18 protein-coding genes and 1 riboswitch are annotated in these 21,192 nt (G+C 38.7%); of the genes, 17 read left to right on the forward strand and 1 reads right to left on the reverse strand.

Annotated features, from left to right (window positions below):
• Positions 1-174: 174 nt before the first annotated feature.
• The 11 genes from guaC to QM923_RS02310 all read left to right on the forward strand — a co-directional run bounded on the left by guaC (position 175) and on the right by QM923_RS02310 (position 15,471).
• Positions 175-1,158, forward strand: a complete 984-nt coding sequence (gene guaC, locus QM923_RS02260; RefSeq protein ID WP_414290710.1) for a GMP reductase — start codon at positions 175-177, stop codon at positions 1,156-1,158.
• A riboswitch (purine riboswitch) is annotated at positions 1,151-1,247 on the forward strand. (Overlaps the previous gene by 8 nt.)
• 76 nt (positions 1,248-1,323) lie before the next feature.
• Positions 1,324-1,905, forward strand: coding sequence for a xanthine phosphoribosyltransferase (locus QM923_RS02265; protein WP_414290711.1), 582 nt, complete (start codon positions 1,324-1,326; stop codon positions 1,903-1,905).
• Entirely contained in the window at positions 1,905-3,164 is a 1,260-nt protein-coding gene (locus QM923_RS02270; RefSeq protein ID WP_247912398.1) for a nucleobase:cation symporter-2 family protein, read from the forward strand. Before QM923_RS02265 ends, QM923_RS02270 begins: the two co-directional genes overlap by 1 nt.
• 93 nt (positions 3,165-3,257) lie before the next feature.
• Positions 3,258-5,216, forward strand: coding sequence for an NAD-dependent DNA ligase LigA (ligA, locus tag QM923_RS02275; protein ID WP_414290712.1), 1,959 nt, complete (start codon positions 3,258-3,260; stop codon positions 5,214-5,216).
• Positions 5,217-5,322: 106 nt separating this feature from the next.
• Positions 5,323-7,605 carry a type I pullulanase gene (gene pulA, locus QM923_RS02280; RefSeq protein ID WP_414290713.1) on the forward strand — a complete coding sequence of 761 codons (2,283 nt, stop codon included), beginning with the start codon at positions 5,323-5,325 and terminating at the stop codon, positions 7,603-7,605.
• Positions 7,606-8,014: 409 nt separating this feature from the next.
• Positions 8,015-9,943 (forward strand): 1,4-alpha-glucan branching protein GlgB, encoded by a 1,929-nt coding sequence (gene glgB, locus QM923_RS02285; RefSeq protein WP_414290714.1) that lies wholly within the window; start codon positions 8,015-8,017, stop codon positions 9,941-9,943.
• A complete protein-coding gene (locus tag QM923_RS02290; protein ID WP_049496442.1) occupies positions 9,933-11,075 on the forward strand; it encodes a glucose-1-phosphate adenylyltransferase in 1,143 nt (380 codons plus the stop codon). Before glgB ends, QM923_RS02290 begins: the two co-directional genes overlap by 11 nt.
• On the forward strand, positions 11,065-12,204 hold the full coding sequence (glgD, locus tag QM923_RS02295) for a glucose-1-phosphate adenylyltransferase subunit GlgD (RefSeq protein ID WP_414290715.1): 1,140 nt from the start codon (positions 11,065-11,067) through the stop codon (positions 12,202-12,204). Before QM923_RS02290 ends, glgD begins: the two co-directional genes overlap by 11 nt.
• Positions 12,201-13,634 carry a glycogen synthase GlgA gene (glgA, locus tag QM923_RS02300; protein WP_414290716.1) on the forward strand — a complete coding sequence of 478 codons (1,434 nt, stop codon included), beginning with the start codon at positions 12,201-12,203 and terminating at the stop codon, positions 13,632-13,634. Before glgD ends, glgA begins: the two co-directional genes overlap by 4 nt.
• 61 nt (positions 13,635-13,695) lie before the next feature.
• A complete protein-coding gene (gene serB / locus QM923_RS02305) occupies positions 13,696-14,337 on the forward strand; it encodes a phosphoserine phosphatase SerB (protein ID WP_254724139.1) in 642 nt (213 codons plus the stop codon).
• An 18-nt stretch (positions 14,338-14,355) separates the two neighbouring features.
• On the forward strand, positions 14,356-15,471 hold the full coding sequence (locus tag QM923_RS02310) for a glycerate kinase (protein ID WP_414290717.1): 1,116 nt from the start codon (positions 14,356-14,358) through the stop codon (positions 15,469-15,471).
• Here QM923_RS02310 and QM923_RS02315 read toward each other — a convergent pair.
• Positions 15,468-15,914 carry a DUF1694 domain-containing protein gene (locus tag QM923_RS02315; RefSeq protein ID WP_414290718.1) on the reverse strand — a complete coding sequence of 149 codons (447 nt, stop codon included), beginning with the start codon at positions 15,912-15,914 and terminating at the stop codon, positions 15,468-15,470. The two genes, QM923_RS02310 and QM923_RS02315, sit on opposite strands and share 4 nt — an antisense overlap.
• Positions 15,915-16,076: 162 nt before the next feature.
• Between QM923_RS02315 and eno the strand changes: the two genes are divergently transcribed.
• From eno to QM923_RS02345, 6 genes are all read left to right on the forward strand, one after another.
• Positions 16,077-17,381: a surface-displayed alpha-enolase gene (eno, locus tag QM923_RS02320; protein ID WP_414290719.1), complete on the forward strand. Its 1,305-nt coding sequence runs from the start codon at positions 16,077-16,079 to the stop codon at positions 17,379-17,381.
• Between the two features lie 176 nt (positions 17,382-17,557).
• The gene (xseA, locus tag QM923_RS02325) at positions 17,558-18,898 is read left to right on the forward strand and encodes an exodeoxyribonuclease VII large subunit (RefSeq protein WP_414290720.1); all 1,341 of its coding nucleotides are present in this window, start codon (positions 17,558-17,560) and stop codon (positions 18,896-18,898) included.
• The gene (locus QM923_RS02330; protein WP_004253516.1) at positions 18,876-19,088 is read left to right on the forward strand and encodes an exodeoxyribonuclease VII small subunit; all 213 of its coding nucleotides are present in this window, start codon (positions 18,876-18,878) and stop codon (positions 19,086-19,088) included. Before xseA ends, QM923_RS02330 begins: the two co-directional genes overlap by 23 nt.
• A complete protein-coding gene (locus QM923_RS02335; RefSeq protein WP_414290721.1) occupies positions 19,085-19,960 on the forward strand; it encodes a polyprenyl synthetase family protein in 876 nt (291 codons plus the stop codon). The genes QM923_RS02330 and QM923_RS02335 overlap by 4 nt, the downstream gene beginning before the upstream one ends.
• Positions 19,953-20,768 (forward strand): TlyA family RNA methyltransferase, encoded by an 816-nt coding sequence (locus QM923_RS02340; protein WP_414290722.1) that lies wholly within the window; start codon positions 19,953-19,955, stop codon positions 20,766-20,768. The genes QM923_RS02335 and QM923_RS02340 overlap by 8 nt, the downstream gene beginning before the upstream one ends.
• Positions 20,761-21,192: an arginine repressor gene (locus tag QM923_RS02345; RefSeq protein ID WP_414290723.1), complete on the forward strand. Its 432-nt coding sequence runs from the start codon at positions 20,761-20,763 to the stop codon at positions 21,190-21,192. Before QM923_RS02340 ends, QM923_RS02345 begins: the two co-directional genes overlap by 8 nt.

The raw sequence follows: 21,192 nt of genomic DNA on the forward strand, positions 1-21,192 counted from the left end.
TAAACTCTCTATTTTTTATGAAATAACGAGTAAAATCCGAACGTTATAAATTTTAGGTTTCAAAATAATTGACAAAAACTTTACCTTAGTTTATAATCTTTAAAGGAAACGTCGGAAAAGACGTAGTGATGCGCAAGCATAGGTAGGTCATTATAAAAGAAACGAGACATCGAAATGTTAAACGAATTTCCGATTTTTGACTATGAAGATATTCAGCTAATTCCTAATAAGTGTGTTCTTCAAAGTCGAGCAGAAGCTGACACACAAGTGACACTAGGGAAGTACATCTTTAAATTACCAGTTGTTCCTTCTAATATGCAAACTATCTTAGATGAAGATGTAGCAGAACAACTTGCAAAAGGTGGTTATTTCTATATCATGCATCGCTTCGATGAAGCTGGGCGCATTCCTTTTGTGAAACGCATGCACGAAAAAGGGTTGATTGCTTCTATCTCTGTTGGTGTTAAAGATTACGAATATGATTTTGTTAGTCAATTAAAGAAAGATGCTCCAGAGTACATCACTATTGATATTGCTCATGGCCATGCTGACAGTGTGATTTCAATGATTCAGCACATCAAAAAAGAGTTGCCAGATACCTTTGTCATCGCTGGTAACGTTGGAACACCAGAAGCTGTACGTGAATTGGAGAATGCTGGCGCGGATGCGACTAAGGTCGGAATCGGTCCAGGTAAAGTATGTATTACTAAGGTAAAAACTGGCTTTGGTACTGGTGGTTGGCAGTTGGCGGCTCTTCGCTGGTGTGCTAAAGCTGCTCGTAAGCCGATCATTGCTGATGGTGGGATTCGTACACATGGTGATATTGCTAAATCAATCCGCTTCGGTGCAAGCATGGTTATGATTGGTTCACTATTTGCAGGTCATATCGAAAGCCCTGGTAAAACCGTTGAAGTCGATGGTAAACAATTTAAAGAATACTATGGATCTGCTTCAGAATACCAAAAAGGTGCCTACAAGAATGTTGAAGGCAAGAAGATTCTTCTTCCTGCCAAAGGACATTTGCAAGATACCTTGACTGAGATGGAACAAGATCTGCAAAGTTCGATTTCTTATGCTGGAGGTCGCAAGGTTGCTGATCTTAGACATGTGGATTATGTCATTGTGAAAAACTCTATCTGGAATGGAGATGCTCACTAAATATTTTATTACTTATTTATGCCATGAATAGGCGTGGCGTTTCTACAAGGTACCGTAAATACCTAACAATAAGTAGGTCGAAGAGAGATTAAAGAAGCGGTACTATTTGTTTCTATGTTTCTGAGGGACTTACTTTGTAAGTCCCTTTTTATTTCGGAGGTTAACGTGAAATTACTAGAGGAACGTATTTTAAAAGATGGGAATATTCTAGGTGAGAATATTCTTAAGGTGGACTCATTCTTGACCCACCAAGTTGATTATAAGTTATTGCGAGAAATCGGACATACTTTTGCAGAGCATTTTAAAAATGCTGGCATTACCAAAGTTGTTACAATTGAGGCGTCTGGAATTGCACCAGCTCTTTATGTGGCTGAACAGTTGGACGTACCCATGATTTTTGCTAAGAAGGCAAAAAATATTACCATGAATGAAGGAATTTTAACTGCTGAAGTCTATTCTTTCACTAAGCAGGTTACTAGTACCGTATCTATTGCCGGGAAGTTCTTATCTCCCGGAGACAAAGTACTAATTATTGACGATTTTTTGGCAAATGGTCAAGCAGCTAATGGTTTGATTCAGATTATCGAACAAGCTGGTGCTACAGTCGAGGCCGTCGGGATTGTGATTGAAAAATCTTTCCAATATGGTCGTGAACTGTTAGAAAAATCAGGTCATCAGGTAGTATCACTTGCTCGTTTAGAGCGTTTTGAAAATGGAAGAGTTATCTTCAAGGAGGCAGACATCTAATGAATCAAAAAGAAAACCACTCAAAAGCGGCCGTATTGGGCTTGCAACACTTACTTGCCATGTACTCAGGTTCAATCCTGGTACCAATCATGATTGCAGGAGCCCTAGGTTACTCACCTCAACAACTGACATACCTTATCTCTACAGATATCTTTATGTGTGGGGTCGCAACTCTCTTACAATTGCAACTTAATAAATATTTTGGTGTCGGTTTACCTATTGTTCTTGGGGTAGCCTTCCAGTCTGTTGCTCCACTTATTATGATTGGACAAAGTCACGGTAGTGGTGCTATGTTTGGTGCCTTGATTGCTTCTGGTATTTATGTCGTTCTTGTAGCTGGCGTATTTTCTAAGGTTGCAAATCTGTTCCCTTCAATCGTAACGGGTTCTGTCATTACAACAATCGGATTGACCTTGATTCCAGTAGCTATTGGGAATATGGGAAATAACGTCGAAAAACCAACTGGACAAAGTTTAGCATTAGCAACAATCACTATTCTTATCATTCTCTTGGTTAATATCTTTACAAAAGGATTTATTAAGTCAATTTCTATTTTGATTGGTTTGATTGCAGGTACTATCATCGCTGCGACTATGGGCTTGGTTGATTTCTCTCCAGTAGCAGAAGCTCCACTTGTTCATATCCCAACTCCATTCTACTTCGGTGCTCCACAATTTGAGATTTCTTCTATTGTAATGATGTGTATTATCGCTACTGTATCAATGGTAGAATCAACTGGCGTATATCTTGCCCTTTCTGATATTACTAAAGATCCAATTGATAGCACTCGTCTCCGTAATGGTTATCGTGCTGAAGGTCTTGCTGTTTTACTTGGTGGACTTTTCAATACCTTCCCTTATACAGGTTTTTCACAAAACGTAGGTTTGGTGAAACTTTCAGGTATTCGTACACGTTTGCCGATCTACTATGCAGCAGGATTCCTCATTTTACTTGGTCTCTTGCCTAAGTTCGGTGCCTTAGCACAGATTATTCCTAGCCCTGTTCTAGGTGGAGCCATGCTCGTCATGTTCGGTTTTGTTTCTCTACAAGGGATGCAAATCTTGTCTCGTGTGGACTTTGAGCACAATGAACACAACTTCCTCATTGCAGCAGTGTCTATCTCGGCTGGGGTAGGATTAAACGGAAGTAACCTCTTCAATACTCTACCAACAGAATTACAGATGTTCTTCTCAAATGGTATCGTCATTGCAAGTACAGTGGCCATCATTTTGAACGCTATTTTAAATCGTAAAAAATAAAAATAAATGAGAAGTGATAGAAATATCCTTCTCATTTTCTTTTTTAGAGCTTCTGTATTGTTTCTATAGTTCTTTTTATGGTAAAATGGTTCTATGAATGAAAGAATGAAAGAGCTCGTTGAGTTGCTCAATCGCTATGCGACAGAGTATTATACAAGTGATAACCCATCTGTATCTGATAGTGAGTATGATCGTCTCTATCGTGAATTGGTAGAGTTAGAAAAAGCTCATCCAGAGCAAGTCTTGCCAGATAGTCCAACCCACCGTGTTGGCGGTAAGATTCTAGATGGTTTTGAAAAATATAGTCATCAGTATCCTCTCTATAGTTTGCAGGATGCTTTTTCTCGTGAAGAGCTTGATGCCTTTGATGCGCGTGTTCGTAAAGAATTGGATGATGTTACTTATATCTGTGAGTTGAAAATTGATGGTTTATCGATTTCCTTGACTTATGAGCAAGGAATTTTTGTTGCTGGAGCTACTCGTGGTGATGGTTCAGTCGGTGAGAATATCACAGAAAATCTCAAACGTGTCAAGGACATTCCTTTATCATTATCTGAAAAAATAGATATAACAGTTCGTGGTGAATGTTATATGCCAAAAGCTTCTTTCAATCAAGTCAATCTTGCTCGTCAAGAAAACGGGGAGCCGGAGTTTGCTAATCCACGAAATGCAGCTGCAGGAACCCTTCGCCAGTTAGATACAGCAGTAGTAGCTAAGCGTAATCTTGCAACTTTCCTCTATCAGGAAGCAAGTCCTTCAACTAGAGACAGCCAAGAGAAGGTTTTAAATCATCTGGAACAGTTGGGCTTTGTTGTCAATCCAAGACGACTATTAGCGCACAGCATGGATGAGGTTTGGCAGTTTATCCAAGAAATTGGTCATGAAAGAGAGCAATTGCCTTATGATATTGACGGTGTTGTTATTAAGGTCAACGACCTAGCTGGTCAAGAGCAGCTTGGATTTACAGTTAAAGCGCCTAAGTGGGCAGTCGCTTATAAGTTCCCTGCAGAAGAAAAAGAAGCAAAATTGCTTTCTGTTGACTGGACAGTAGGAAGAACTGGTGTCGTTACTCCGACTGCTAATCTTACTCCGGTGCAATTGGCAGGTACAACAGTTAGTCGTGCGACACTTCATAATGTTGACTATATCGCTGAAAAGGATATCCGTAAAGAGGATACAGTTATTGTCTACAAGGCGGGAGATATCATTCCAGCTGTTTTACGAGTGGTTGAGTCTAAGCGAGTGTCTGAGGAGAAACTAGATATTCCAACAAACTGTCCAAGCTGTGAGAGCAAGCTGTTACACTTTGAAGATGAGGTTGCTCTTCGTTGTATAAACCCACGTTGTCCAGCTCAAATCAAGGAAGGTCTAATTCACTTCGCATCCCGTGATGCCATGAATATTTCTGGCCTTGGACCATCTATCGTCGAGAAACTTTTTGCTACCGATTTGGTTAAAGATGTTGCAGATATATATCGTTTGACAGTTGAAGATTTTCTCTTGTTAGACGGTATCAAGGAGAAATCAGCTCAAAAACTTTATCAGGCTATTCAAGCTTCTAAAGAAAATTCTGCTGAAAAACTTTTGTTTGGTTTAGGGATTCGTCATGTTGGTAGCAAGGCAAGTCAGTTACTCTTACAACATTTCCATTCAATCGAATCACTTGCTCAAGCAAATCCTGAAGAAGTAGCAAGCATAGAAAGTCTAGGAAGTGTCATTGCTCAAAGTCTCCAATCTTATTTTGAGACTGAGGGTGCAAAAATTCTTTTAAGTGAATTGAAAGAATTAGGTGTTAATCTAGACTATAAAGGCCAGGTCGTTGCAGCAGATGCTGCCTTATCAGGTCTAACTGTTGTATTGACAGGGAAACTTGAACGTCTTACTCGCTCAGAAGCCAAAAGTAAGCTCGAAAATCTTGGTGCCAAGGTAACGGGTAGCGTATCGAAGAAGACTGACCTTGTGGTAGCAGGAGCCGATGCAGGAAGCAAACTCCAAAAAGCACAAGAAATTGGAATTGAGATTCGAGATGAAGCTTGGTTGGAGAGTTTGTAAGGAATATACACTACTAGCTTAGATGAACAGTTTAGATTCCTTTGTTCAACGAGAAAAAGAAAACTATTTTTTAGAAAAATTTAACAATTAGAAATTAGGGAGAACTATGTACAATTATCCTGTACTTATTCATTATCATCGTAAGGATGAAGCATATCAGAGTTGCAACTTTAGTAAAAGGCCAGCTGATTCAGTAGAATTTGTTAAAGAGCAAGAATACTTTGGAGAAAAATTTTCTTTTACCCAATCAAGTGAAAGTGCTCTTTCACAAATGGTTTTTATGGTTGAAAAAGATGGAGTTACCAAAGAATATTCTATCCGATTCAATCATTATCCACTCTTAACAGAAGTTTGGATTTTAGATGGAGATGACACCGTTTATTATTCTGAAAATCCAGCAATTGCAAGTCCACACTATAAAGATCAAAATCCATTTGCTTTTGATAAAGCGATTAACAGTGCTAGTTTTGATCACCACTGGGGTTACCAAGGAGAGTTGGGATGCCAGGTTTCCGAAGAAGAAACAAGCTTTAAACTTTGGTCGCCAACAGCAACAACTGTACAAGTTGTAGTTTATGAATCAGCAAGTAATGATGCGGCTATCCTAAAGACTTATGAAATGCAACGTGGCAACAGTTATTCATATAGTCACAAGGATAATACAATTGGCGTTTGGAATTTGACAGTTCCTGAAAGTCTTGCTGGTCGTGCCTATCAATATCAGATTAATTTTCCACATCATCAATCATTGACACGTGATCCATATACAATTGCTACAAGTCCAGATGGCAAACGTTCAGCGATTCTTTCAGAAAAAGAACGTCAAGTTGAAGGTTTTGAAGTTAAGAATGGAATGGAAGCAACTTGGCGATTGGAAAATCCTTGTCAAGCGGTTGTTTACGAAATGCATATTCGTGACTTGACCAAGTCTGAAACTTCTGGTGTTGCTCCGGAATTAAGAGGAACATTCTTGGGTGCTGCCCAGACTGGAACAGTCAATCACTTCGGTCAGTCTACTGCATTTGACTACATCAAGGAACTTGGTGTTAACTATGTTCAACTGCAACCAATTGCTGATCGTCACAAAGAGTATGATGCAGATGGAAATGTGACCTACAACTGGGGTTACGATCCACAAAACTACAATGCACCAGAAACAAGCATGTCTACGAATCCAAATGATCCAGGTCAAGTCATCCGCGATTTGAAGACGATGATTCAAGCCTATCATGATGCTGGTATTGGTGTCATTATGGATGTGGTATACAACCATACGTTTTCAACTGTTGATGCCCCATTCCAAACAACCGTTCCAGACTATTATTACCGAATGAACCGAGATGGAAGTTATCAAAATGGTACTGGTGTAGGAAACGAGACTGCTAGTGAACACGAAATGTTCCGTAAGTACATGATTGATTCACTTCTTTATTGGGTGAATGAGTTTAATATTGATGGTTTCCGCTTTGACTTGATGGGAATCCATGATGTTAAAACGATGCAGATGATTCGTTGGGCTATGGATGAAGTCGATCCTAAAATTATCCTTTATGGAGAAGGGTGGGATATGGGAACTGGTCTTGCTCCTTATGATAAGGCTAAGAAAGACAATGCCTATCAATTACCTAATATTGGCTTCTTCAATGATGATCAACGTAATGCGGTAAAAGGTGCTGAAGTTTATGGTGATATCAAATCAGGCTTCGTAAGTGGTGCTGCCACTGAGCCAATTGTTGCCAAAGCTATCCTTGGTAGTCGTGAACTAGGCTCTTATCTAAGCCCTAACCAGGTTGTCAACTATGTAGAAGCCCATGATAACTATAACTTGCATGATTTATTAACTACACTTCATCCAACAGAAGACCAAGCAAGTATCATGAAAAAGGTAGAAACAGCAACTGCAATGAATCTACTCATGCAAGGCATCTCCTTTATGGAACTTGGTCAAGAGTTTGGACGTACCAAACTGGTTCCTACAGGTGAAAACGGTGAGTTGACTCATGATGATCGCGAACGTGCTATGAACAGTTACAATGCTCCAGACGCTGTTAACCAGGTAGACTGGGACTTAATCAATGAGCGTCAAGAAAGCATAGAATTTGTTCGTCAGATTATAGGTCTTAAAACAAAGACTAATGCCTTTTCATATCCTACATACGAGGAAGTATATCGTCACGTCTTTGTTCACACAGCTATTGAAAATAGTGGCTGGATTGTTTATGAGATTCAGGGAACTAAAGAACATTTCTTGGTTGTATTTAATGCCAAAGGTGCATCTTTCTATTATGAAAATGTTGGAAATCTAGAAATGTTGGTTACAAATAGTCGTTCAAACCAAGAAAACACTCTTGATAATGTGAGCGTTGCAGTTATGAATGTTTTAGTTTAAAAAAAAATAAAACTCAAGATTAATCTTGAGTTTTTTTCTATATAAATTTGTCCTAATAAAAAATATGGGAATATTACCAAAAATAGTTGAAAATTTCAGAAAATTTGATAAAATTGTACTTAAGATACTTTATCCGAACAAAAAGTTTCATTCATGAAAATAATGTTAAGTTTTTAAAGTATCTGTTTTGCAAAATTAGCATTGAAAAAAATATTGTAAGTGATTTAATGCTATAAAAACTGATATCAAGGTAGAATATCAATAAATACTGAAAATTTAAGAAATGTCAAGATAATTACTTGAAGATTTTCTAAAAAATATTTATGATAATTCGGAAATTGGTTGAAAGTTTTCTTAAAAGATAGTATAATAGAAATATAGAAAACGCTTACAATATAAAGGGGGATTTATGGATACATTAGAAGCTTTAAGAACTTTTACAACAGGCGAAAATTTCCATCTTCAACACTATTTGGGCGCACACCGTGAGGAGAAGGACGGGGAATGGGGTTACACATTCCGTGTTTGGGCTCCAAATGCGCAAGCTGTTCATCTAGTCGGTGATTTCACTAATTGGGTTGAAAATCAAATCCCTATGGTTCGAAATGAATCTGGAGTTTGGGAAGTTTTTACAACTTTAGCCCAAGAAGGTCAGATTTATAAATATCATATCACTCGGGCTAATGGTCATCAGCTTATGAAGATTGATCCTTTAGCTGTTCGGTATGAGGCACGTCCAGGCACAGGGGCTGTGTTAACAGAAATTCCAGAAAAGAAATGGAAAGATGGTCTTTGGTTAGCTCGAAGAAAACGTTTGGGATTCTTTGAAAGACCTGTTAATATCTACGAGGCTCATGCAGGCTCTTGGAAGAGAAATCCTGATGGGACACCATACAGTTTTGCTCAATTAAAAGAAGAGTTAATCCCTTACTTAGTTGAGATGAATTACACGCACATTGAGTTTATGCCCTTGATGGCTCATCCGCTTGGTTTGAGTTGGGGTTATCAACTCATGGGTTACTTTGCTTTAGAGCATTCTTATGGTAGTCCAGAGGAGTTTCAGGACTTTGTCGAGGAGTGTCATTTAAATAATATCGGTGTTATCGTGGACTGGGTTCCAGGTCATTTCACTATCAATGATGATGCCCTAGCTTATTATGATGGAACACCAACTTTTGAATATCAAGACCATAACAAAGCTCATAACTATGGCTGGGGAGCATTAAACTTTGATTTAGGTAAAAATGAAGTTCAATCTTTCTTGATTTCAAGTATTAAGTTCTGGATTGATTTCTATCATTTGGATGGTATCCGTGTCGATGCTGTAAGTAATATCCTTTATCTTGATTATGATAATGCACCTTGGACACCAAATAAAGACGGTGGAAATCTTAACTATGAAGGTTACTATTTCCTTCAGCGTTTAAATACTGTTATTAAGCTAGCTCACCCTGATGTCATGATGATTGCAGAAGAGAGCTCTTCAGCTACTAAAATAACAGGTCCAAAAGAGATTGGTGGTCTTGGATTTGACTACAAGTGGAATATGGGCTGGATGAATGACATTCTCCGTTTCTACGAAGAAGATCCAATTTACCGCAAGTACGATTTTAACCTTGTAACCTTCAGTTTTATGTATGTCTTTAATGAAAATTATCTTCTACCATTCTCACATGATGAGGTGGTTCATGGTAAGAAGAGTATGATGCATAAGATGTGGGGGGATCGTTATAATCAATTTGCAGGCCTGAGAAACCTTTATACTTATCAAATTTGTCACCCTGGTAAGAAATTGCTCTTTATGGGTAGCGAATTCGGTCAATTCTTAGAGTGGAAATCAGAAGAGCAATTAGAATGGTCAAACCTTGAAGATCCAATGAATGCCAAGATGAAATACTTCACATCTCAGTTGAATCAACTTTATAAGGACCACCGTTGTCTTTGGGAAATTGATACAAGCTATGATGGAATTGAAATTATCGATGCAGATAATAGAGATCAGAGTGTTCTTTCCTTTATTCGTAAAGGAAAGAAAGGCGAGATGCTAGTCTGTGTCTTCAATATGGCACCGGTTGAACGTCCTGATTTCACAATTGGACTGCCAGTTGCAGGTGTGTATGAAGAAATTTGGAATACAGAGTTGGAACAATGGGGAGGTGTTTGGAAAGAACACAACCAAACCGTTCAAACTCAAGAAGGGTTATGGAAGGATTATGAGCAGACTTTGACCTTTACTTTACCAGCAATGGGTGCAAGTATCTGGAAAATTAAACGTCGCTTGAAACCAACAAAAAAAGAATCAAATAAATCTAAAAAAGGAGTAGAAAATGAAGAATGAAATGCTAGCTTTAATCCTTGCCGGTGGGCAAGGAACTCGTCTCGGTAAACTCACTCAAAGCATTGCAAAACCTGCTGTGCAATTTGGTGGGCGCTACCGTATCATTGACTTTGCTCTTTCTAACTGTGCCAACTCTGGTATCCACAATGTTGGGGTTATTACACAGTATCAGCCTCTTGCTCTTAACAATCACATCGGAAACGGTTCTAGTTGGGGTCTTGATGTAATTGATTCAGGCGTTTCTATCCTTCAACCTTACTCTGCAAGTGAAGGAAATCGTTGGTTTGAAGGTACAAGTCATGCGATTTACCAAAATATCGACTATATCGATAGCATCAATCCTGAGTATGTTTTGATTCTTTCAGGAGACCATATCTACAAAATGGACTATGATGATATGCTCCAATCACACAAGGATAACAATGCCAGCTTGACTGTAGCTGTCTTGGATGTACCATTAAAAGAAGCTAGTCGTTTCGGTATCATGAATACAGATGCTAATAATCGCATTGTTGAATTCGAAGAAAAACCTGCCCAACCAAAATCAACCAAGGCATCAATGGGTATTTATATTTTCGATTGGAAACGTCTACGCAATATGCTAGTTGCAGCTGAAAAGAATAATATTGACATGTCAGACTTTGGTAAGAATGTTATTCCTAATTATCTTGAGACAGGTGAAAGTGTCTATGCTTATGAATTTAATGGATACTGGAAGGATGTTGGTACAATCGAATCTCTTTGGGAAGCAAATATGGAATACATCTCTCCAGAAAATGCTCTAGATAGCCGAAATCGTCAATGGAAAATTTATTCTCGTAACCTTATCGCTCCACCAAACTTCCTTGGAGAATTTGCTCAAGTGGAAGACTCTCTAGTAGTAGATGGATGTTACGTGAATGGTACTGTAAAACATTCCATTCTTTCTACAGCTGCTCAAGTTCGTAAGGGAGCAGAAGTTGTTGATTCTGTTATCATGAGTGGAGCAGTTATCGGTAGAGGTGCTAAAATTACACGTGCAATCATCGGTGAAGGTGCAATTATTGCCGATGGTGTTGAAATTGATGGTACAGAAGAAGTACAAGTAGTCGGATATAACGAAGTAGTGGGGGTAGCAACAGATGAAGATTGATAAATATTCAGCGATTTTAGGAAACACTGTTGGTTTTCATGATATGTCAACCTTAACGAGTAATCGTCCTGTGGCGAGTTTGCCATTCGGAGGAAAGTATCGTTTGATTGACTTCCCACTCTCAAGTTTAGCAAATGCTGGTGTTCGAAGTGTCTTTGGAATCTTCCAACAAGATAATATCAGCTCTGTATTTGACCACATTCGTTCAGGACGTGAATGGGGCTTGAATACCCTTCTTAGCCACTATTATCTTGGAATCTACAATACTCGTGTGGAAAGTAGTACTGTTGGTAAAGAGTATTATCAACAACTCTTGACTTATTTAAAACGTTCTGGATCTAACCAAACAGTTTCCTTGAACTGTGACGTTTTGGTAAATATTGATCTTACTCAGGTTTTCCATTTGCATAATACTACAAAATCTCCTATCACAGTCGTTTATAAGAAACTACCTAAAAAGGATATTTCAGAAGTAAATGCTATCCTAGATATTGATGAAACTGACCACGTGCTCTCTCACAAACTCTTCGATAAAAAAGCTGAACAAGAATACTACAACATGTCAACGGATATCTTTGTTGTAGATACTCAATGGTTGATTGAACGTCTGGAAGAAGAAGCTCAGAAAGAACATCCAGAAAAACTTCGCTATGTTCTTCGTGATTTGGCAGCTAAAGAAGGTGCTTTTGCCTACGAGTATACTGGCTATTTGGCAAATATTCATTCTGTAGAAACCTACTACCAAGCCAATATTGATATGCTTGATCAGCATAAATTCTACTCTTTGTTCTCTCCAAATCAAAAGATTCATACAAAGGTGAAAAACGAAGAACCAACTTATTATGCACCTGGTTGTGAAGTAAATACTTCGCAGTTTGCTTCTGGTAGTATTGTCGAAGGTAAGGTTGTTCGTTCAGTTGTTTCGCGTAATGTTCAAATTCATAAAGATAGCTTAGTTAAAGAATCTATTGTTTTCCCTCGTGTTGTCATTGGTGAAGGTGCTCAAGTTGAGTATGCAATTATTGATAAGGGTGCTGAAGTAGCTGATGGAGTTGTTATTCGTGGTACAGCAGAAAATCCTGTTGTCATCAAAAAAAGTGAAAAAGTAACAGAGGACATTCTTTCATGAAAATTTTATTTGTAGCAGCCGAAGGAGCCCCTTTTTCTAAAACAGGTGGCTTGGGAGATGTTATCGGGGCTCTTCCAAAATCATTAGTTAAAGCTGGTCATGAAGTTGCTGTTATCCTGCCATACTATGACATGGTGGAAGCCAAGTTTGGTGATCAAATTGAAGATGTTCTTCAATTTGAAGTATACGTTGGTTGGCGTAGACAATTTTGTGGCATTAAGAAGACTGTTTTAAATGGTGTTACCTTCTACTTTATTGACAACCAGTATTATTTCTTCCGTGGTCATGTGTATGGTGATTTCGATGATGGTGAACGCTTTGCTTTCTTCCAACTTGCGGCTCTAGAGGCTATGGAGCGTATTGGTTTTATTCCAGATGTTCTTCATGCTCATGATTATCATACAGCTATGATTCCTTTCTTGTTGAAGGAAAAATACAGATGGATCCAGGCCTATCAAAACATTAAGACTGTCTTAACAATCCACAACCTGGAATTCCAAGGCCAATTCTCTGAAGGTATGCTTTGGGATTTGTTCCGAGTTGGATTTGAACGCTATGCGGATGGTACAGTTCGCTGGAATGACTGCCTGAACTGGATGAAGGCTGGTATCCTCTATGCAGATCGTGTATCTACTGTATCGCCAAGCTATGCTTATGAAATCATGACAATAGAGTTTGGATGTGGTTTGGATCAAATTCTTCGAATGGAGTCTGGTAAGGTTTCTGGTATTGTAAATGGAATCGATACGGATCTTTATAATCCAGAAACGGATCCTTTGTTGGATTATCATTTTAATAAATCAGACCTATCAGGAAAAGCTCAGAATAAAGCTAAACTTCAAGAAAAAGTTGGTCTTCCAGTTCGTCCCGATGTTCCAATGATTGGTATTGTATCGCGTTTGACAAGACAGAAAGGCTTTGATGTCGTCGTTGAAGGTTTGCATCGCATGCTTCAAGAAGATGTTCAAATCGTTCTCTTGGGTACAGGTGATCCTGGTTTTGAACAAGCCTTCTCATGGTTTGGTCAAGTATTCCCAGATAAACTTTCTGCCAATATTACCTTTGATGTCAAGCTAGCACAGGAAATTTATGCAGCCTGTGATATTTTCCTCATGCCAAGTCGTTTTGAACCTTGTGGACTTTCTCAAATGATGGCGATGCGTTATGGAACATTACCACTTGTTCATGAGGTAGGCGGGTTGAGAGATACTGTTCAACCATTCAATCCAATTGAAGGAACGGGTACAGGATTTAGTTTTAATAACTTAACCTCTTACTGGCTTAACTGGGCTCTTCAAACTGCTTTGGATGTTTACTATAATCATCCTGACGTTTGGAAGAAACTTCAAGTACAAGCTATGGAATGTGATTTCTCCTGGGATACAGCTTGTCAGTCTTATCTTGATTTATATCACAGCTTAGCAAATTAAATAAATAAAATCGTATGATGCTTTCATACGATTTTTTGAGATAATAAAGTAAGGATTATAAATGAAAACAATCAACGGTCTCTGTGTCCTCGATGTAGATGGAACTCTGATAGAAGAAGAGGTTATTGATTTATTAGGGAAAGAGGCAGAGTGCGAAGAAGAAGTAGCCCTGCTAACAGCTCAAGCTATGAGAGGAGAATTAGACTTTGAAGCAAGTTTAAAAAGACGTATTTCTCTTCTTAAAGGTCTCTCTATCAATGTTTTTGATAGGATTTATCATGAACTTCACCTTAGTAAAAACGTTGCCAAGTTTATTAAAGTTCTTCAAGAAAATCAGATAGAAGTCGGCTTAGTATCAGGTGGATTTACCACTATTGTAGAAAGATTAGCAAAAGATTTGGGAATTTCATTATATACTGCTAATCAACTGGAAATCAAAGATGATCATTTAACTGGAAATCTAATTGGCCCTATTATAAGCAGAGAAGTAAAAGAAGCAACCCTCGTGAGATGGGCTGAAGAATTACAAGTGCCATTTGATAGAACGATTGCAATCGGTGATGGAGCTAATGACTTAAAAATGCTTAAAAGTGCAGGACTTGGAATAGCCTTTTGTGCCAAGGATATTGTGAAAAAGGAAATAAATCTTCAGGTAGATGAGAGAGATTTTGGGAAAGTTTTGGAAATGATAGACTTCCTTTAGATAGAAAGAGGAATCAAAATGAAAATTGTTATCGCGCCGGACTCTTTCAAAGAGAGTCTTCCCGCAAACCAAGTAGCAGAAGCTATAAAAAGAGGATTTAAAAGGGTGATACCGGATGCTGAATGTCTACTTTTACCTGTTGGCGATGGAGGTGAAGGAACAGTAGACGCCATTAAAAGTTCTCTAGGTTTGGAAGAAAAAAGAGTCCAAGTAACTGGACCTTTTGGTGATGAGGTTTTGATGTCTTACTTTCAAAAAAGAGAATTAGCTCTATTTGAAGTTGCAAATTTAGTAGGTCTTGCTAAAATTCCTTTTGAAAAACGTAATCCTCTAGAGATTCAAACAAAGGGAATTGGTCAACTTATTCTCCATTTGATAGAACAAGGAATCAAAGATATCTACGTTGGTGTCGGTGGTACGGCTAGTAACGATGGTGGAATTGGCATTGCTTCAGGACTTGGTTACCAGTTTTATGACAAAAACGGAATTGAACTGGAGGCTTGTGGCCAGTCCTTGTTTGAAATTAGTCATATTTCGAAAGATAAAGCCTCATCTGTTCCTGCAGATGTTCGTATCAAAATTTTAGCGGATGTGTCCAATCCTCTCTGTGGACCTCATGGAGCCACCTATACATTTGGAAAACAAAAAGGATTAAACCCTGCTAAATTCCAAGACGTTGATATTGCTATTGAAAACTTTTATGGTAAAGTCACACCTGAAATATCAAAATTAGATGGTGCAGGAGCAGGTGGTGGTATTGCAGCTGGCTTGTGTGCCTTCGCTGGAGCAGAGATTGTATCTGGTATTCAAACTTTTTTGGATTTGATAAACTTCGATCAAAAAGTTACTGATGCAGACCTAGTTATCGTTGGTGAAGGTAGGTTGGATACTCAAAGTTTGGCAGGTAAGGCACCAATCGGTGTAGCAAAAAGAACACCAAATGGTGTTCCAGTTATTGCTATTTGTGGTAGTTTGTCAGAGGATTTACCACCCTTACCATTTGAGAATATAGTCGCAGCTTTTTCCATACTTGAAAAAAGCGAACCGTTAGCAGACAGTCTAAAAAAAGCAGCTGTCTATTTAGAAAATACAGCTGCAAATATCGGTCAAATCTTATCATTGAAACAGAGTTAACCAAACCATTTTTTCCAGAGAGAAGTCGGAGCTTTTTTCATCTTTTTTTCCTGCCACAAGTCTGAGAAGACCTTTTTGAGGTCTTTTTCACTTGTTTGAACTGGAGCATCGCTATGGATAATGAGACCAAAAGGAGAAGAGTTGTGGTCTTCGGAAACGATGGTTGCTTGACATTCAGCTTCTTTGGCTTGTTTTAGATAAAAAACTTGTTTATCAAACTCAACTTGAGGAGAGATTTTGACAAATAGAGGTTCAGTTTCTTTTTTAAAAGTCTCCAAAATAGTCAAAAAACCTTTTTGAAATTTATCATCATCGGCTGTTTCAAGGTCTGCATAGCCAAGGACACGTTCTTCAAATGTTCCGAGAAAACGTCTTTGTTCATCAGGATTTAGTTTAAGACCACCATTGGCCTTTTCTAGGATTTGTTTAGATAGATCAGTCATAAATATAGTATATCACAAAAGACTCAAGATAAAAGGAAAAAGAAAGCGATTACTTTATCAACTTAAGGAAAATTTGCACAAAGATAACGTTTTTTCTTGAAAAAGGTCTCTTTTTATGGTATCATAGAGGTGTAAAAAATTTAACTCAAAGGAGAGTAAAAAATGTCAATTATTACTGATGTTTACGCTCGCGAAGTCCTAGACTCACGCGGTAACCCAACACTTGAAGTAGAAGTTTATACTGAATCAGGTGCTCATGGACGTGGTATGGTTCCATCAGGAGCTTCTACTGGTGAACACGAAGCAGTTGAACTTCGTGACGGTGACAAATCTCGTTACGGTGGTCTTGGTACTCAAAAAGCTGTTGACAACGTAAACAACATCATTGCTGAAGCTATCATCGGCTATGATGTACGTGATCAACAAGCTATCGACCGTGCTATGATCGCTCTTGACGGTACTCCTAACAAAGGTAAATTGGGAGCAAACGCTATCCTTGGTGTGTCTATCGCCGTTGCTCGTGCAGCTGCTGACTACCTTGAAATCCCACTTTACAGCTACCTTGGTGGATTCAACACTAAAGTTCTTCCAACTCCAATGATGAACATCATCAATGGTGGATCTCACTCAGATGCTCCAATCGCTTTCCAAGAATTCATGATCGTACCTGCTGGTGCACCTACATTCAAAGAAGCTCTTCGTTGGGGTGCTGAAATCTTCCACGCACTTAAGAAAATCCTTAAAGGTCGTGGTCTTGAAACAGCCGTTGGTGACGAAGGTGGATTCGCTCCTCGTTTCGACGGAACTGAAGATGGTGTAGAAACTATCATCGCTGCTATCGAAGCTGCTGGTTATGTTCCAGGTAAAGACGTATTTATCGGATTTGACTGTGCATCATCAGAATTCTACGATAAGGAACGCAAAGTTTACGATTACACTAAATTCGAAGGTGAAGGCGCTGCTGTCCGCACTGCTGCTGAACAAATCGACTACCTTGAAGAATTGGTAAACAAATACCCAATCATCATTATCGAAGATGGTATGGATGAAAACGACTGGGACGGTTGGAAAGCTCTTACTGAACGTCTTGGTGGTAAAGTTCAATTGATTGGTGACGACGTCTTCGTAACAAACACTGACTACCTTTCACGTGGTATCGAAGAAAAATGTGCTAACTCTATCCTTATCAAAGTTAACCAAATCGGTACTCTTACTGAAACATTCGACGCTATCGAAATGGCGAAAGAAGCTGGTTACACTGCCGTTGTATCACACCGTTCAGGTGAAACTGAAGATTCAACAATCGCTGACATCGCAGTTGCAACAAACGCAGGACAAATCAAGACTGGTTCACTTTCACGTACAGACCGTATCGCTAAATACAACCAATTGCTTCGTATCGAAGATCAACTTGGTGAAGTAGCTGAATACCGTGGATTGAAATCATTCTACAACCTTAAAAAATAAAATAGTTCAGTGAACTAATGAAAGCCCTTGGATTTTTCCGAGGGCTTTTGTATATTATTAGACAAGCCCAAAGAAATCCAGTCTTGTTTTCGTATTCTAGAGGTGAAAAGAGAGATTTTTAAACGTTTTTTTGGTATAATAATACCCAGGAAAACTAGAGAAAGAAGGAGGTTGAGATGGAAAAGTATTTGTCGGTAACAACTTTGACTAAGTATCTGAAAATGAAATTCGATAAAGACCCATACTTGGAGAGGGTCTATTTAACTGGTCAGGTTTCTAACTTCCGGAAGCGTCCAACTCATCAATATTTTTCTCTAAAAGATGATCGAGCTGTAATCCAAGCGACTATTTGGTCAGGTATTTATCAGAAACTAGGTTTTGATTTGGAAGAAGGGATGAAGATCAATGTTATCGGTCGTGTCCAAGTCTATGAACCAAGTGGGAGCTACTCTATCATCATTGAAAAGGCAGAGCCTGATGGTGTAGGGGCTCTTGCAATTCAGTTCGAACAATTAAAAAAGAAATTATCAGAAGAAGGCCTTTTTCAAGAACGCTTTAAACAAGCAATCCCTCAGTTTGCAAAACGCATCGGGGTTGTGACTAGTCGTAGTGGTGCTGTTATACAGGATATTATTACTACCGTTAGCAGACGTTTCCCAGGGGTTGAGATTGTTTTATATCCTACCAAGGTTCAAGGCGAAGGGGCAGCAGAGGAGATTGCCCGTAACATTGCTAGAGCTAATGAACGAGAAGACTTGGATGTTCTTATCATTGGTCGTGGTGGTGGTTCGATTGAGGATCTTTGGGCTTTTAACGAAGAGATTGTAGTGCGTTCTATCTTTGAATCGCGCCTTCCTATTATTTCAAGTGTGGGCCACGAAACAGATGTAACCTTGGCTGATTTTGTTGCCGACAAGAGAGCAGCAACACCAACTGCTGCAGCAGAGTTAGCTACTCCTGTGACTAAGTTAGATCTACTGACCTACCTTAAAAATCAAGAGAAACGAATGGCTACTGCCGTACAAAATACTTTATCAAAGAAAAAAGAAGCCTTGAGAGGGCTTAGTCAATCAGTCATCTTCAGGCAACCAGAGCGTTTATATGATGGATATCTGCAACGCTTGGATCAGTTAGTGCTTCGACTGAAGCAGGGATTGAATGGTGAGTTAGTTAGAAATCAACAGAAGGTTCAAGCTCAAATTCACCGTTTGGAACAATTATCGCCAAATGTCAAGATTCAGCGCTACCAAGACCGTATTCAACAGTTACAAAAATTAATGCGTAGCCAGATGGCTGTGATCTATGATGCCAAGGTTGCTGAAGTAAAACGCTTGTCAGAAGCTTTACTCATGTTAGATACGAGTCGTATCGTAGCAAGGGGTTATGCGATTGTTAAAAAAGAGGATACCGTGGTATCTTCAGCAAATGATTTGAAAAAAAATGACCAGGTGATGTTGATGATGCGAGATGGTCATGTAGAATTAGAGGTTAAAGATGTCAAAACAGAAGAAATTTGAAGATAATTTAGCAGAGCTTGAGACTATTGTTCAGAGTTTAGAAAATGGTGAAATTGCTTTAGAAGATGCTATTACTGCATTTCAAAAAGGAATGGTTCTTTCAAAAGAATTGCAAGCAACACTTGATAAAGCAGAAAAGACCTTGGTTAAAGTCATGCAAGAAGATGGAACAGAAAGCGAACTTCTATGAATAAGCAAGAAAAATTAGCTTTGGTTGAGTCAGCTCTTGAGGAGTTTTATGGAGACCAGCAATTAGCTGCTAATCTCAGAGAAGCTGTTCTCTATTCTATCCATGCAGGTGGGAAACGAATTCGTCCTTACCTACTTTTAGAAGTTTTGGAGTCTTTGCAGGTGCCAATCACTACAGCTCATGCCCAGGTTGCAGCAGCACTTGAGATGATTCACACAGGAAGCTTAATTCATGATGATCTTCCGGCTATGGATGATGATGATTTTCGTCGTGGGCGTTTAACCAACCATAAGAAGTTTGGTGAAGCACTAGCAATTTTAGCAGGAGATGCCCTCTTTTTAGATCCTTATGCTTTGATAGCGCAAGCAGACTTGCCAAACGAAATTAAGGTAGATTTAATAACTTCTTTGTCTCTTTCTTCTGGAAGTATGGGGATGGTCGCTGGCCAAGTTTTGGATATGGAAGGTGAAGGTAAACATTTAAACTTAGAAGAACTTCAGACCATCCATGCTAATAAAACTGGTAAACTCTTAGCCTTCCCTTTTCAAGCGGCAGGAGTTATTGCAGAATTGGATGAAAATCTTCAAAAACAGTTGAAAACAGTTGGAGAGCTGATTGGGCTTGCTTTTCAAGTGAGAGATGATATCCTTGATGTTACTGCTAGTTTTGAGGAAATTGGTAAAACACCACAAAAAGATTTGCAAGCTGAGAAATCAACCTATCCTGCTTTGTTAGGATTGGATGAGGCAAAAGTTTTTTGTAACCGAACTTTGGATCAGGCTAATGAAAAATTAGATGTGATTAGCCAATTAGTCGACTTTGATAAAGAACCAATTGTAAAAATAGTAGAAAGTTTGAGAATCAATGCCTAAGGAAAGAGTAGATGTACTTGCCTACAAACAAGGTTTATTTGAAACAAGAGAACAAGCTAAGCGGGGCGTAATGGCTGGATTAGTGATTGCAGTCCTTAATGGTGAGCGTTTTGATAAACCAGGAGAAAAAATTCCTGATGATACTGAATTAAAACTCAAGGGTGAGAAACTCAAGTATGTTAGTCGAGGCGGCCTGAAACTTGAGAAGGCTTTAGAAAAATTTGAAATATCAGTTGAAGACAAAACGACCATTGATATTGGTGCTTCAACAGGAGGCTTTACGGATGTCATGCTTCAAAATGGTGCAAAACTGGTTTATGCCGTTGATGTTGGGACCAATCAGCTAGCCTGGAAATTACGCCAGGATTCACGTGTTATCAGCATGGAGCAATTTAACTTTCGTTATGCTGAAAAAAATGACTTTGAAGAAGAGCCAAGTTTTGCAAGTATTGATGTGAGTTTTATTTCTTTGAGTCTCATTTTACCGGCCCTACACAGAATATTGGTAGACCAAGGGGAAGTTGTTGCACTCATAAAACCACAGTTTGAAGCAGGCCGAGAACAGATTGGTAAAAATGGAATTATCAGAGATGCTAAAGTTCACCAAAATGTTTTAGAATCAGTTACTAAAATGGCAGTTGATGAAGGATTCTCAGTCTTAGGATTGGATTTCTCTCCTATTCAAGGTGGACATGGGAATATTGAGTTTCTTGCTTATTTACGTAAAGAAGAACATGCAAGCAACCAAGTAGTTTCTGAAATAGAAAATGTAGTAGAGAAAGCACATAGAGAGTTTAAAGATGAATAAAAAAGAAAGACTTGAAAAGATTAGAAGATTTGTGACTGACTATCAAATCGGCACACAAGAAGAAATCGTTGAACACTTGAGAGAAGCAGGGATTTCTGCCACTCAAGCAACTGTTTCACGTGATATCAAAGAATTAGGGATTGTAAAAATTCCTTTGAAAGACAATACATATGTCTATGAATTACCAAAGTCAGTAGTTAAAAGTTTACAGTTAGCTGAGAACAATATCGAAAGCTTCGAAAGAATGGGTAATCTCATCAACTTAGATGTTGTTCCTGGGAATACAATTTTTGTTAAAAGTCAATTGACTCAAACATTTTCGGATATGATTTTTAGCTGTTTAGCAGATGATAACTCAATTTTAATTGTGGCGCGAACTGAAGAAGCAGCTGTAGAGATTGTTGAGCAAGTTAAAAAGTGGTAG

It is taken from the genome of Streptococcus infantis (assembly GCF_047463275.1).
Taxonomy (GTDB): domain Bacteria; phylum Bacillota; class Bacilli; order Lactobacillales; family Streptococcaceae; genus Streptococcus; species Streptococcus infantis_AF.

Coding starts and splice junctions, on each gene's coding strand:
- glgB (WP_414290714.1), top strand. CDS start 8,015: ATGGATACATTAGAAGCTTTAAGAACTTTTACAACAGGCGAAAATTTC.
- glgA (WP_414290716.1), top strand. CDS start 12,201: ATGAAAATTTTATTTGTAGCAGCCGAAGGAGCCCCTTTTTCTAAAACA.
- QM923_RS02330 (WP_004253516.1), top strand. CDS start 18,876: ATGTCAAAACAGAAGAAATTTGAAGATAATTTAGCAGAGCTTGAGACT.
- QM923_RS02310 (WP_414290717.1), top strand. CDS start 14,356: ATGAAAATTGTTATCGCGCCGGACTCTTTCAAAGAGAGTCTTCCCGCA.
- QM923_RS02315 (WP_414290718.1), bottom strand. CDS start 15,914: ATGACTGATCTATCTAAACAAATCCTAGAAAAGGCCAATGGTGGTCTT.
- QM923_RS02270 (WP_247912398.1), top strand. CDS start 1,905: ATGAATCAAAAAGAAAACCACTCAAAAGCGGCCGTATTGGGCTTGCAA.
- glgD (WP_414290715.1), top strand. CDS start 11,065: ATGAAGATTGATAAATATTCAGCGATTTTAGGAAACACTGTTGGTTTT.
- serB (WP_254724139.1), top strand. CDS start 13,696: ATGAAAACAATCAACGGTCTCTGTGTCCTCGATGTAGATGGAACTCTG.
- QM923_RS02340 (WP_414290722.1), top strand. CDS start 19,953: ATGCCTAAGGAAAGAGTAGATGTACTTGCCTACAAACAAGGTTTATTT.
- pulA (WP_414290713.1), top strand. CDS start 5,323: ATGTACAATTATCCTGTACTTATTCATTATCATCGTAAGGATGAAGCA.
- QM923_RS02335 (WP_414290721.1), top strand. CDS start 19,085: ATGAATAAGCAAGAAAAATTAGCTTTGGTTGAGTCAGCTCTTGAGGAG.
- QM923_RS02345 (WP_414290723.1), top strand. CDS start 20,761: ATGAATAAAAAAGAAAGACTTGAAAAGATTAGAAGATTTGTGACTGAC.
- ligA (WP_414290712.1), top strand. CDS start 3,258: ATGAATGAAAGAATGAAAGAGCTCGTTGAGTTGCTCAATCGCTATGCG.
- guaC (WP_414290710.1), top strand. CDS start 175: ATGTTAAACGAATTTCCGATTTTTGACTATGAAGATATTCAGCTAATT.
- xseA (WP_414290720.1), top strand. CDS start 17,558: ATGGAAAAGTATTTGTCGGTAACAACTTTGACTAAGTATCTGAAAATG.
- QM923_RS02290 (WP_049496442.1), top strand. CDS start 9,933: ATGAAGAATGAAATGCTAGCTTTAATCCTTGCCGGTGGGCAAGGAACT.
- eno (WP_414290719.1), top strand. CDS start 16,077: ATGTCAATTATTACTGATGTTTACGCTCGCGAAGTCCTAGACTCACGC.